General features: G+C 70.0%; 15 protein-coding genes. 9 read left to right on the top strand and 6 right to left on the bottom strand.

The genetic code is table 11. From position 1 onward, the window contains the following. Nucleotides 1–38 precede the first annotated feature (38 nt). Both ON41_RS41485 and ON41_RS41480 read left to right on the top strand, forming a co-directional pair. On the top strand, nt 39–215 hold the full coding sequence (locus tag ON41_RS41485) for a hypothetical protein (RefSeq protein WP_157185431.1): 177 nt from the start codon (nt 39–41) through the stop codon (nt 213–215). Between the two features lie 23 nt (nt 216–238). Continuing rightward, a complete protein-coding gene (locus ON41_RS41480; protein ID WP_157185430.1) occupies nt 239–382 on the top strand; it encodes a hypothetical protein in 144 nt (47 codons plus the stop codon). An 89-nt stretch (nt 383–471) separates the two neighbouring features. Here ON41_RS41480 and ON41_RS11435 read toward each other — a convergent pair whose 3' ends face one another. Then, entirely contained in the window at nt 472–1,152 is a 681-nt protein-coding gene (locus tag ON41_RS11435) for a DUF3043 domain-containing protein (RefSeq protein WP_040747548.1), read from the bottom strand. Between the two features lie 300 nt (nt 1,153–1,452). On the opposite strand from ON41_RS11435, the gene ON41_RS11430 reads away from it, so the two are divergent. From ON41_RS11430 to ON41_RS11420, 3 genes are all read left to right on the top strand, one after another. Further along, nucleotides 1,453–1,803 (top strand): iron-sulfur cluster assembly accessory protein, encoded by a 351-nt coding sequence (locus tag ON41_RS11430; RefSeq protein WP_040747547.1) that lies wholly within the window; start codon nt 1,453–1,455, stop codon nt 1,801–1,803. Between the two features lie 282 nt (nt 1,804–2,085). Next, on the top strand, nt 2,086–3,057 hold the full coding sequence (locus ON41_RS11425) for a carbohydrate kinase family protein (RefSeq protein WP_040747546.1): 972 nt from the start codon (nt 2,086–2,088) through the stop codon (nt 3,055–3,057). A 176-nt stretch (nt 3,058–3,233) separates the two neighbouring features. Continuing rightward, the gene (locus tag ON41_RS11420) at nt 3,234–3,947 is read left to right on the top strand and encodes an MBL fold metallo-hydrolase (protein ID WP_040747545.1); all 714 of its coding nucleotides are present in this window, start codon (nt 3,234–3,236) and stop codon (nt 3,945–3,947) included. A gap of 7 nt (nt 3,948–3,954) precedes the next feature. On the opposite strand, the gene ON41_RS11415 is transcribed toward ON41_RS11420, so the two are convergent. The 3 genes from ON41_RS11415 to ON41_RS11405 form a co-directional block, all read right to left on the bottom strand. Next, entirely contained in the window at nt 3,955–5,055 is a 1,101-nt protein-coding gene (locus ON41_RS11415; RefSeq protein ID WP_040747544.1) for a branched-chain amino acid aminotransferase, read from the bottom strand. A gap of 138 nt (nt 5,056–5,193) precedes the next feature. Next, nucleotides 5,194–6,294, bottom strand: a complete 1,101-nt coding sequence (gene gcvT, locus ON41_RS11410; protein WP_040747543.1) for a glycine cleavage system aminomethyltransferase GcvT — start codon at nt 6,292–6,294, stop codon at nt 5,194–5,196. Between the two features lie 175 nt (nt 6,295–6,469). Further along, nucleotides 6,470–7,084 carry a GNAT family N-acetyltransferase gene (locus ON41_RS11405; RefSeq protein ID WP_040747542.1) on the bottom strand — a complete coding sequence of 205 codons (615 nt, stop codon included), beginning with the start codon at nt 7,082–7,084 and terminating at the stop codon, nt 6,470–6,472. Nucleotides 7,085–7,174: 90 nt separating this feature from the next. On the opposite strand from ON41_RS11405, the gene ON41_RS11400 reads away from it, so the two are divergent. Then, entirely contained in the window at nt 7,175–8,005 is an 831-nt protein-coding gene (locus ON41_RS11400) for a TetR/AcrR family transcriptional regulator (protein WP_040747541.1), read from the top strand. A gap of 10 nt (nt 8,006–8,015) precedes the next feature. Continuing rightward, entirely contained in the window at nt 8,016–9,524 is a 1,509-nt protein-coding gene (locus ON41_RS11395) for a leucyl aminopeptidase (RefSeq protein ID WP_040747540.1), read from the top strand. Nucleotides 9,525–9,611: 87 nt separating this feature from the next. On the opposite strand, the gene ON41_RS11390 is transcribed toward ON41_RS11395, so the two are convergent. Continuing rightward, on the bottom strand, nt 9,612–10,535 hold the full coding sequence (locus ON41_RS11390; protein ID WP_040747539.1) for an AraC family transcriptional regulator: 924 nt from the start codon (nt 10,533–10,535) through the stop codon (nt 9,612–9,614). A gap of 121 nt (nt 10,536–10,656) precedes the next feature. On the opposite strand from ON41_RS11390, the gene ON41_RS11385 reads away from it, so the two are divergent. Beyond that, nucleotides 10,657–11,286 carry a peroxiredoxin-like family protein gene (locus tag ON41_RS11385; protein ID WP_083905278.1) on the top strand — a complete coding sequence of 210 codons (630 nt, stop codon included), beginning with the start codon at nt 10,657–10,659 and terminating at the stop codon, nt 11,284–11,286. Here the strand turns inward: ON41_RS11385 and ON41_RS11380 are convergent. Next, nucleotides 11,276–11,623: a hypothetical protein gene (locus tag ON41_RS11380; protein WP_040747538.1), complete on the bottom strand. Its 348-nt coding sequence runs from the start codon at nt 11,621–11,623 to the stop codon at nt 11,276–11,278. The two genes, ON41_RS11385 and ON41_RS11380, sit on opposite strands and share 11 nt — an antisense overlap. Nucleotides 11,624–11,952: 329 nt before the next feature. Here ON41_RS11380 and ON41_RS11375 point away from each other — a divergent pair. Continuing rightward, a partial coding sequence (locus ON41_RS11375) for a biotin/lipoyl-containing protein (RefSeq protein WP_040747612.1) occupies nt 11,953–12,132 on the top strand: 180 nt, incomplete at its 3' end.

Raw genomic sequence — 12,132 nt, 5'->3', positions numbered from 1 at the left:
ACTGGTGGCAGTAAGTACATGGTAGAAAAATTACTGCCATGCTCACCATCCTGCTCACCGCTCTGTTCGCCCTCCTGATCGTGCTGGCCGCCCGGGTCTTCCTGCATCACGGAATTACGCTGCCGCCCACCGGTTCCACCGCGATCGACGACCGTGACGCCCAGCGCATCGACCTCGAACTGCGTGCGATCACGGGCATGCGCGAACACGGCTGACCCACCCGAGACCGGGGGACGAGATGACCGCACCCGACCGCCCGCGCCGCCGCACACTCGGCGACCTGTGCCGCCTGGCCTACCTCTGCGCGGCTCGCCCGCTCGACCAGTCGGGCGCGCCGCCCCCGGTCCCCCACCGCCCGCACGCCCGCCGGACCGGACACTGAACCGCGCACGAGCCCTCTCGCACCCCTTCCATACGCCCGCACCCCGTACATGACGATGTACGGGGTGCGAGAACGTGCGAGGGGTGCGGCTAGACCGACTCGCCGGGGTTGACACGCGGTTTCGGGGCGCGCATGCGGCGGATCTGGGAGGCGCGGACGAAGGCGTACCAGCCGAGCGACCACGAGGAGGTGGTGTCGTCGGGGTAGCGCTCGCTCACGCGCTTGTTGATGGTGCGGCCGATGAGGAAGCCCTCGCCGACCATGAACACCATCATCACCAGCATGGCCAGCGTCACATAGGCCTGGATGGCGGGCGTCAGGAACATGGTCAGGATCAGCACCAGCGCCAGGGGCATGAACAGCCCGACCAGGTTGCGGCGCGCGTCGACCAGATCGCGGACGTAGGCGCGCACCGGACCGCGATCGCGGGGCAGCAGGTACTTGTCCTCGCCGGCCAGCATGCGGGCGCGGCGGTCGGCGGCGGCCGCGCGCCGCTCGGACGAGGCGACCTTGCGTTCCTCGCGCGTTCCCCGGGTGGCCTTGCGACGGGCGCGGGCCTCCTTGGAGGTCATCGGCGCGGGCGCGACCGGGCCGCGGCGCCTGCCCTCGGCATCGCGTCGCTTGGGAGTGGGCCGGCCCTTGCCGGCGGTGGCCGTGACCGACCGCTCCGAGGTGTCGGACGCGCCGCCGGACTCGCCCGCCTGGGCGGCCGAGGTGTCATCGGCGAGGTCGTCTGTCTTGCTTGCATCGCCGCGGCGGAGGAACTTCACGCCGACCAGGCTATTCGATGGCACACCGCCCTGGAAATCCGGTTCACCGAGTTGTTGTGTCGTGCGCCATAGTGCGGCGTTCACCCGCCGCTAACCGGCCGTTTCCGCGGCGCGCGAGAGTACGGTCGTAAGAGAACAGACAAGCACAGCGTGCATACCTCTCGGGTGCGAGTGGGTATACGGAGTGGGGCGCGACCGCGCGCAAGTGGCAAGATTGGAATAGCCACGCGCGAAGTGGCGTTGACAGCTTCCGAGCCGTGCGCTGTTCACGGGTTGAACACGGGTCCCCGAGGAGACTTCATGACTGTGCAGAACGAGACCACCACCCACGGTGTGACACTGACCGACGCGGCCGCCGGTAAGGCCAAGGCGCTGCTCGATCAGGAGGGCCGCGACGATCTGGCTTTGCGGATCGCCGTCCAGCCCGGTGGTTGCGCGGGACTGCGCTACCAGCTGTTCTTCGACGATCGCAGCCTCGACGGCGATCTGGTCGTCGAGTTCGGCGGCGTCAAGCTGACCGTCGACCGGATGAGCGCCCCGTACGTGCAGGGTGCCGCCATCGACTTCGTCGACACCATCGAGAAGCAGGGTTTCACCATCGACAACCCGAACGCCACGGGCTCCTGCGCCTGCGGCGACAGCTTCAACTGACCCCGCGATCAGCGCGGGATCCCGGGACCGGGATCCCGCGCTGACTGCTGCCCGGGTCCGGCGAGAACGGTTGCGGCGCACGTGAGTACACCGACTGAGACACTTCGGCGCGCTGGGGTGGTGGGTTCGCCGTTCGACGGTGTACGTTACGGACGACTGGTTTCGCGCGTTCACGGGTAATTCATCCGTGCGCCCGGGACCCGGTCGCTCCCCGCCGGCCCGCTACGCGTCTGTCGAGCAGCGACGAGGCGTGCGCAGCGCACGACACCGAAGGATTCCCCCGTGACCATCGCCGTGTCCGCATCCATCGCGACGGACAACCTCATGCACTTCCCCGGACGATTCTCCGAGGCATTGCTGGCGGATCAGCTCGAGCACATCTCCGTGAGCTTTCTCGTCGACGATCTCGCCATCCGCCGGGGCGGTGTCGCTGCCAACATCACCTATGCCATGGGGCTGCTGAATCGCAACCCGCTGCTGCTGGGTGCGGTCGGCCCCGACTTCGACGAGTACCGCGACTGGCTGGAGCGCCACGGCGTCGACTGTTCGGCGGTGCTGGTGTCCAGCAAGGCGCACACCGCGCGCTTCGTCTGCACCACCGACGACGATATGGCCCAGATCGCCGCCTTCTACCCGGGTGCGATGAGCGAGGCGCGTGACATCTCGATCGCCGACCTCGCCCGCGACCGGGAGATCGAGCTGGTGCTGGTCGGCGCGAACGACCCCGACGCCATGCTGCGGCACACCCGCGAATGCCAGGAGCTGGGCATCCCGTTCGCCGCCGATCCGTCGCAGCAGCTCGCCCTGCTGAACGACGCGCAGGCGCGCGAGCTGATCGACGGCGCCGCATACCTTTTCACCAACGAGTACGAGCTGGGCCTGCTGCGCCAGAAGACCGGCCTGACCCTCGACGAGATCGGGCAGAAGGTCGGTATCCGGGTTACCACGCTCGGCGCGAAGGGCGTGCAGATCGTGGATCGCGACGGGACCGAGGTCGCCGTCGAGGTCGTGCCGGAGCGGTCGAAGGTCGATCCGACCGGTATCGGCGACGCGTTCCGCGCCGGCTTCCTCACCGGCCACACCGCCGGGCTCAGCCTGGAGCGCGCCGCGCAGCTGGGTTCGCTGATCGCGGTGCTGGTGCTGGAGACCGACGGTCCGCAGGAGTGGACGCTGGAGCGCGACGAGGCGCTCGACCGGCTGCGCGGCGCGTACGGCCCGGAGGCGGCCGACGAAATCGCGCCGCTACTGCGCTGACGGGGACGAAAACGTATGCGCCGCAACGGCGGCGCATACGCCGCACATTTCGCAATCTGCAATAGGCGAACCGGCGATTTTGCCATGTATGTTTCGCTCCGTCTGCGGTGCAGTACGGTGACGACTCACAGTCGGTCGAATGCGCGCCGGTCGCCACCGAGCCATAGGGTAGACGTATGGGATCCGACCGTTTGTATTTCCGTCAGCTGCTGGCCGGCCGGGATTGGGCCGTAGGCGATCCGATCGCCACACAGATGCGTAATTTCGCGTATTTGATCGGCGATAGAGACAGCGGCGAGTGTGTGGTCGTGGATCCCGCGTACGCGGCCGGCGATCTGGCGGATATCGCCGAGAACGACGGGATGACGCTGTCCGGCATCCTCGCCACCCATCACCACCCCGACCACGTGGGCGGCACCATGATGGGGTTCACGCTGCGCGGCGTGCGCGAACTGCTGGAGCGGGTGCAGGTCCCGGTGCACGTCAACGCCGAGGAACTGCCGTGGCTGGCGAATGTGACCGGAATCGCGCAGAGCGAACTCACCGGCCACGAACACGGCGACAAGCTGTCGGTCGGCGAACTCGAGATCGAATTGCTGCACACTCCCGGACATACGCCGGGCAGCCAGTGCTTCCTGTTCGAGGACCGGCTGGTGGCCGGCGATACGCTGTTCGTCGACGGCTGCGGTCGCACCGATTTTCCGGGGGGCGATTCCGACTCGATGTTCCGTAGTCTCCGGTATCTAGCCGGGTTACCGGGAGATCCGGTCGTTTATCCGGGGCACTGGTATTCGCAGTCCCCCAGCGCCGCGCTGTCGGAGGTGCGGAACACCAACTATGTGATGCGCCCGCAGACTTTGGAGCAGTGGCACATGCTGATGCCGGGGTGAGTCGCGGTCACGCGAGTTTGCGCATCCAGCCGTGAATGTCGGCGAAGGTGCCGCGCTGAATTCCGGTCAGCGTGTCCCGCAGCGCCATGGTGACCTCACCGGGTTCGCCGTCGCCGATGGTGAATTCGCCCTCGGCCGACCGCACCGAGGCGACGGGAATGACGACCGCCGCCGTGCCGCAGCCGAAAACCTCGGTGATCTCGCCGGATTCGACGCCCTTGCGCCATTCGTCGACCGAGATCTTGCGCTCCTCGACCTGGTATCCGGAGTCGGCGGCCAGGGTCAGCAGCGAGTCGCGGGTGATCCCGGGCAGTAGCGAACCGGACAGTTCCGGGGTCACCAGCCGCGCCTGCGACCCGTTGCCGTAGACGAAGAACAGGTTGTTGGTGCCCATCTCCTCGACGTAGCGGTGCTCGCAGGCGTCGAGCCACACGACCTGGTCGCAGCCCTCGTCGGCGGCCTGCTTCTGGGCCAGCAGCGAGGCGGCGTAGTTGCCGGCGACCTTCGCCTCGCCGGTGCCGCCCGGCGCGGCGCGGACGAATTCGGTGGACAGCCAGACCCGCACCGGCTTCAGGCCGCGCGGGAAGTACGCGCCCGCGGGCGAGCCCAGCAGCAGGTACTTGTAGGCCTCCGCCGGTTTGACGCCGAGACCGGCCTCGGTGGCGAACATGAACGGGCGCAGGTACAGGGAATCCTCGCCGCCGGCCGCGGGCACCCAGTCGCCGTCGACCTCCAGCAGCTGCCGGATCGACTCGATGAACAGCTCCTCCGGCAGTTCGGCCATGGCCATCCGGCGCGCCGAGCGCTGGAACCGCGCGGCGTTGGCGTCGATGCGGAAGGTGGCGATGCTGCCGTCGCCGTGCCGGTACGCCTTCAGGCCCTCGAAGATGGCCTGACCGTAGTGGAACACCATGGTCGAGGGGTCCATCGTCAGCGGGCCGTAGGGCTCGACCCGCGGATTGACCCACTCGCCGTCGATATGGTCGATCGACACCATATGGTCGGTGAAGAATCGCCCGAAACCCGGATCCACCAGCATCTCCTGCCGCCGCGCCGCCGGCGTGGGCGACGGATGTGGAACACGGGTGAACTGCGCGGCAACGGTCATGAATCCGATCCTAGAACTCGCCGCCGCGCTTGCGATGCGTGGTCCGGCAACTCGGATACCACCGGCTCCGTGTGCTGTGCAGAGTGCTCAGTCGCGGCGGAACGAGCGCGGTGGATGGTGGGCAGGTCGCCCGCGTCGTCAGGACGTGTGCGGGGTGACGAAAGGGGGGCGGACGACCTCGGCGCGCAGGCGGCGGCCGCGGACGTCGACCTCGACCTCGTCGCCCGGTTCGAGACCCGCGGCGGTGTCGAGCAGGGCGAGGGCGATGCCGATCTTGAGGGTGGGCGAGAAGGTGCCCGAGGTGGTTTCGCCCACGGTGTCCTCACCGCGCAGGACGGTCTGCCCCTGACGCAGCACACCGCGATCGAGTGCCTTGAGACCCAACAGGATTCGGCGCGCACCGGCTGCCTTCTCCTGTTCCAGCGCGGCCTTGCCCCAGAACTCCGGCTTCTTCCAGCCGACGGCCCAGCCGCAGCGCGCCTGCACCGGCGAGATCTCCGGGGACAGCTCGTGGCCGTGCAGCGGGTAGCCCATCTCGGTGCGCAGCGTGTCGCGGGCGCCCAGACCGGCCACGTCGCCCCCGCTGGCGCGGACCCGGTCCAACAGCGCGCGGAACAGCGGTGCGGCGTCGGCCCAGCGCGGCAGCAGTTCGTAGCCGTGCTCGCCGGTGTAGCCGGTGCGGCAGACCCGGACCTGATGGCCCTCCCAGTCGGCGTCCGTGTAGGCCATGTACTCCATATCGGTCGGCAAGCCCAGCGCCGTGAGCACCTCCGCCGACTTGGGGCCCTGGACGGCGAAGACGGCGTACTCGCGGTGCTCGTCGGTGACGTCGATGCCGTCCGGGGCGGACGCTCGCAGCGCGGCGACGACGGCCGCGGTGTTGGCGGCGTTGGGCACGAGGAACAGCTCCTCGTCGCTCACGTAGTAGGCGATCAGGTCGTCGGTCACGCCGCCGTCCTCGGTGCAGCACAGCGTGTACTGCGCCTTGCCCGGCCGGATGCGGCCCAGATCGTTGGTCAGCGCCGAGTTCACGAACTCCGCCGCGCCCGGCCCGCGCACCGTCGCCTTGCCGAGGTGGCTGACGTCGAACAGGCCGACGGCCGTGCGCACCGCCGTGTGCTCGGCCACCGTCCCCGCATACGACACAGGCATCTCCCACCCGCCGAACGGCGCGAAGCTCGCACCCAGCTCGGCATGCACGTCGTGGATCGGTCCCTGCAGCAGCTTCGAGTCGGTCACCCGTGGGAGCTTATCGGTCGGAAGGACCCCGGCCACGGGTCACCCGCGAGACCTGTGGCACGTCCCGGATTGCCGCCCGCGGGTCTCACCCTGGAGCACGACGGCACCGTTACCCGGACTCATCACCCGCCGCGCCACCACCCTGGAGCACGACGGCACCATCGCCCCGGACTAGTCACCCACGGAACCACATGGGCAGCAAGGTAGGGCCGTTGTCGGGAAGGGGGATCGGGTCGCCGAGGCGGTGGAAGCCGCAGCGGGCGTAGAGGCGGGAGGAGCGTTCGGTGCTGGCCTCTAGGTAGGCCGGGAAGCCCTCGGCGGCAGCGGCTTTCGTGCGTTCGGTGACCAGGGCCGCGCCCGCGCCCGCGCCGCGGTGGCGCGGGAGGGTGACGATGGCCTGGAGGTAGCGGTGCGGGAATTCCCCGGGGTGGCGCTCGGCGATCGCCGCGGTAACCGCCGTCATGCGCCGGAAGGGCGGGATCGGGAACTCGTCGAGCAGGTCGCGGGCCTCCGCCGCCTCCCGGCGGACACGATCCAGGCTCGTCACGGTCTGCCACAGGGAGACCGCCCAGATGTCGTCGCCGGCGCCGGCGAGCCAGACCTCGTCGTCGCGCAGGCTCCGGCCGATCAGCTCGGGGGCGTAGTCGGCGGCGAACCGCTCGGCGACCTCGGGATGCCCGTCCATGACCCACGCCGATACCGCCTCGTCGGCGCTCGCCTCGGCGAACACCCGCGCCACGGCCTCGGCGTCCGCCGCCTCCGCGCGCCACACCCGCACCTGCGTACCCATTCGCGACCTCCTCCGTGAACACCGTGTGTGCAAGCCAAGCTATGGGCGTACTCGCCGCTTTACGAGTATTTCGTCACACTGGGTGTTGTGATGAAATCCGGCACGTCGTGCGTGGTGTGCGGCGCGCCGATCGCCCAGCCCCGCCGCGGGCGACGCCGCCGGTACTGCTCGCGCGCGTGCCAGGCCCGCGCCCATCGCGCCCGCCGCGACACCGCCCGGCTGCCGCCCCGGCACGCCCGCCCGGCGCGGCTGACCGCCGTGGGGATCGTGCGGGCCGCCGTGGAACTGGCCGACCGCGAGGGGTTGCAGGCGCTGTCGATGCGGCGGCTCGCGACCGAGCTGTCCGTGGCGACCGCCGCGCTGTACCGGTACTTCCCCGACCGCGCGGCGCTGCTGGGTGAGATGGCCGAACTCGTTCTCGGCGAAACCCCTTCGCCGCCTTCGGATATCGGCGACTGGCGGGCCAGGCTCGGCTACGAGGCGCGGGCGGAGTGGCGGCTCTACCGCCGTCATCCCTGGATGCTGCCGGTCCTCGCGCAGACCCGTCCGCCGGTCGGCCCGGCCCTGCTCGACAGCCTGGAACGCTCCTTCGCCGCCCTGGACCGTCCCGGCGCCACCCGGGACGAGCTGATGGCGGTCTACCTGTCGGTGTCGGGCCTGGTCCAGGGCCTGGCGCTGCTGCCGGGTTCGGAGCGCTCCCCCGTCGGCGCCGGCCCCGACGGCATCGAATCCTTCCGGGCGACCGCGCTGGACCTGGCCACCTCCGGCTCCCATCCCACCCTCGCCCGCTACTTCGGCCCCGAAACCACCGGCCTGGAACCGGATTTCGACGACCTCCTGGAGAACGCCCTGGGCCTGCTCCTCGACGGCATCGCCGCCCGGCACTTCCCGCCGACAGACCGGCCCGCCCGCGGACAGTAGCCTGGTCGGCATGACAGCTGTTGCAGATCGTTCGCTCGGACCGGAACTGGCACGCACCGCAACCATCGGGTCCGATACCGATGTCCTCGTCATCGGACTCACGACATCCGACGACGGCCCGGTGATCGCCCCGGACGACGCGTTCGACGACGTGCTGGGCGCGGTCACGCGCGCGGCGCTGCTCGAGCAGTTGCGGGCGGTCGGAGCCAAGGGCAAGGCCGAGGAGCTGACCCGCATCCCGGCGCCGGTGGAGCTGGGCGTCACCAGCGTGCTGGCGGTGGGCCTGGGCGCGGCCGAGAAGGTCGACGCCGAGCAGATCCGCAAGTCGGCCGGTGCCGCCGGGCGCGCGCTCGCCGGGGTCGGCACCGCCGTCACGACGCTGTCCGGACTGGATCTCGGCGCGGCGGCCGAGGGCTTCTATCTCGGCGCCTACACCTTCACCCCGTTCAAGTCCGACAAGTCCGCTCCGAAGCCCGAGGAGGGGCCGCTGCGGCGCGTCGAGTTCCTGGTCCCCGAGCCGGAATTCGGCGAGGAGGCGCTGTTCCGCGCGCAGGCGACCGCCGAGGCCGTCGCCACCGCCCGCGACTTCGTCAACACTCCGCCCAGCCACCTCTATCCCGCCGAATTCGCCTCGCGCGCACAGCAACTGGCCGAGGCCGCCGGGCTGGAGGTCGAGGTGCTGGACGAGAAGGCGCTGGCGGACAAGGGGTTCGGCGGCATTCTGGGCGTCGGCAAGGGCTCCTCGCGGCCCCCGCGGCTGATCCGGATCAGCCATCGCGGCGGTGACAAGAAGGTCGCGCTCATCGGCAAGGGCATCACCTTCGACACCGGCGGCATCTCGATCAAGCCCGCCGCCAATATGGAGAACATGACCTCGGATATGGCCGGCGCCGCCGCGGTCATCGCCACCGTGCTGCTCGCGGCCCGCCTCAGCCTGCCGGTGTCGGTCACCGCGACCGTCCCGATGGCCGAAAACATGCCCTCCGATACCGCGCAGCGGCCCGGTGACGTGCTCACCCAGTACGGCGGCACCACCGTCGAGGTGATCAACACCGACGCCGAGGGCCGGCTCGTGCTGGCGGACGCGATGGTGCGGGCCGGCGAGGACGAGCCCGACTACCTCATCGACGTCGCCACCCTGACCGGTGCGCAACTCGTCGCGCTGGGCACCCGCACGCCGGGCATCATGGGCACCGAGGAGTTCCGCGATCGCGTCGCCCGGCTCTCGCAGGAGGTCGGCGAGAACGGCTGGGCCATGCCGCTTCCCGCCGAACTGCGCGCCGACCTCAACTCCAAGGTCGCCGACCTCGCCAACGTCACCCCGCACCGCAACGGCGGCATGCTCGCCGCGGGCCTGTACCTGAAGGAGTTCGTCCCCGAGGGCGTGCAGTGGGCCCACCTGGACGTCGCCGGCCCTGCCTACAACACCGGCGGCCCCTTCGGCTACATCGGCAAGGGCGGCACCGGCGTCCCCGTCCGCACCCTCCTCGCCGTCCTGGACGACATCGCCGCCGAATAACCCCGCACGCCTTCCGTACTCGCGCACCCTCTCCAACACACTGGAGGGGGTGCGCGAGTGTGTAGCGGGTGCGTGAACGGCCTGCTCTCAGGCGGGGGCCTGCTGGTGGGTGGTGCGGTAGGTGGCGGGGGGCTGGCCGTGGGTGCGTTTGAAGGCTCGGGAGAAGGCGAATTCCGAGGCGTAGCCGACGCTGTGGCCTACGGCCGAGACGGGATCGGCGGTGTCGCGCAGGCGGCGGGCGGCCAGTTCCATGCGCCAGCGGGCCAGGTAGGTGAGGGGCGGGTCGCCGACCAGGGCGGTGAAGCGGCGGGCCAGGGTGGCGCGGGAGACGCGCACCCGGTCGGCCAGTTCGGCGACCGTCCACGGATACGACGGGTCCTCGTGCAGCAGGGCCATGGCGCGGGCGATCTCCGGATCGCGCAAGGCCATCAGCCAGGATGCCGCTGCCTCGGTGCGTGATTCGGTCCAGGCCCGGAGCGCGTGGATGAACAGGACGTCGACCAGGCGGTCCACCACCGTCTGCGTCCCGGGACGCTCGGCCTCCACCTCGGCGGCCAGCAGCGTGAGCGTGGCGGCGAGTTCGGGGCGGTGCGCGGACTGCCGCGCGGTCAGATGCACCACCGGCGGGAGCAGCGTGAACAGCGGGTGCGAGTCGTAGTTGCTGTAGATGTAGGCGCCACACACCGTGCGCGTACTCGGCCCCGGACCGTCGAGCGTGATCGCCCGGCGACCCGGCGGTGGCGCGATGCTCGCATAGGGCGTCAGCGGCGCGTCCGGCTCGCTCGCCAGGCCGTGGCCGCCGCCGGTAGGCAGCAGCACGAAATCACCCGTGGCCAGGGCCAGCGGCTCGGCGCCGGGCCGCACCAGCCAGCACTCGCCCGCCACGACGGCGTGAAATGCCGCCATCGGCACGGGATCCAGGCGCACGCCCCACCGCCCCGCCGCGGTCAGCTGCGCCATCACCACGCCACCGACGCCCGTCGCCGCCAGGACATCGGTCAGCACATCCATGCACCCACTAGTACACCGAAACCGGCGACGGAGTCCCGGAGCGACCGGGTGAGACGTTCTGCTATGCGCTCGCGACTGGCGATCATGGGTACGGCGGCGGTGCGGAAATACGCTCTGAGGTATGAGAGAAAGCTACGCGCACAACCTGATTCGCATGACCGAACAGTTCGCCGATGTGCTCCCCGCCGACGTGGTCCAGCGAGCGCAGGCTCATGCCGAAAGTCTCGGATCGCTGGGTGACGCCGCACTCGGCGTGGACGCCTCCGCACCCGGCTTCACCCTGTCGGACCACAGGGGCGGAACCTTCACACTCGCCGACGCCCTGCGCGAGGGACCGGTCGTGCTGTCGTTCTACCGCGGCGGCTGGTGCCCGTACTGCAACGTGCAGCTGCACACCCTGCAACAGGCGCTGCCGGAGTTCCGGGCGCAGGGCGCGCGGCTGGTGGCGGTCTCGCCGGACGCTCCCGACGACTCGCTGTCCACGGCCGAGCGGCACGGCCTGGAATTCGACGTGCTGTCCGATCCGGACGTGCGCGTGGCCCGGTCCTACGGCCTGGTCTTCACGGTGCCCGAAGAGGTCCGCGACATCTACCGGACGGCGGGGGCCGACCTGGCGGCCACGGACGCCACACTGCCCATTCCGGCCACCTACCTGATCGGCACGGACGGGCACATCCGGTACGCGCACGTCGACGGCGACTACCGCAACCGCGCGGAGGCCGACGACATCCTGAAGGCGCTCACGGATTGACGTCGCCGCCCAGCTCGCGCTCCAGCGCCCGCTTCCGCTCGATGCGGCGGCGGGCGTCGTAGTCGCGCATGCGCTGCGGGTAGCCCGTGCGCCGGACGTCGTAGACGGGGATGCCCAGCCGGCTCGACAGCCGCCGGGCGCCCTGTTCCCCCACTACCCGGCGGGTCCATTCACCATCCGTGGCAACAAGTACCACCGTGACATCTGTCACGGTGGTTTTCGGTTCCACGTAGGCTTCGACCCCGACGTGCGTCCGGACCCAGTCGTCCAGATACCGGAATTCCGCGGCGCCGGATCCGCCCGGCCCGCCCCGGCGGAAACGATCCAGCAAACCCATCTCCGCCCCACCTCCTCGTTCCAAAACCGGACATTCGACCGACCCGGTCCTTCGATACTGCCAGCAGGCGGGCCGGCGCGGCGGAACCCGCGTCCGCTCGCGGCGAACGCGGCCCGCGCCGACGGGGTAGCACGCCGGACACGGCCTGCCCTGTGGTACGCGCCGCGACGGCGAGTGCAAGGATGGAGACTCGGAACATGAACCACACGGATCTCCGGTGCCACACAGAATGATCGGTGGCGTTCGGTCATCTGCCGCGACCCGCGGTGGGCGCCGGCCGAGAGACGAACTGTTGTAGACCCGTCGAGCAGTTAGAGGAGTCAACGGACATGGCCTTCTCCGTCCAGATGCCAGCGCTTGGTGAGAGCGTTACCGAGGGCACCGTGACCAGGTGGCTGAAGCAGGAAGGAGACACGGTCGAGGTCGACGAGCCGCTGCTCGAAGTATCCACCGACAAGGTCGACACCGAGATCCCGTCGCCCACCTCCGGTGTGCTGACCAAGATCGTG

The sequence above is a fragment of the Nocardia transvalensis NBRC 15921 genome, from assembly GCF_000308875.1.
Taxonomy (GTDB): Bacteria; Actinomycetota; Actinomycetes; order Mycobacteriales; family Mycobacteriaceae; genus Nocardia; species Nocardia transvalensis.
Note: the sequence above shows the minus strand (reverse complement) of the source record. Positions and strands in the feature narration are given on the sequence as shown.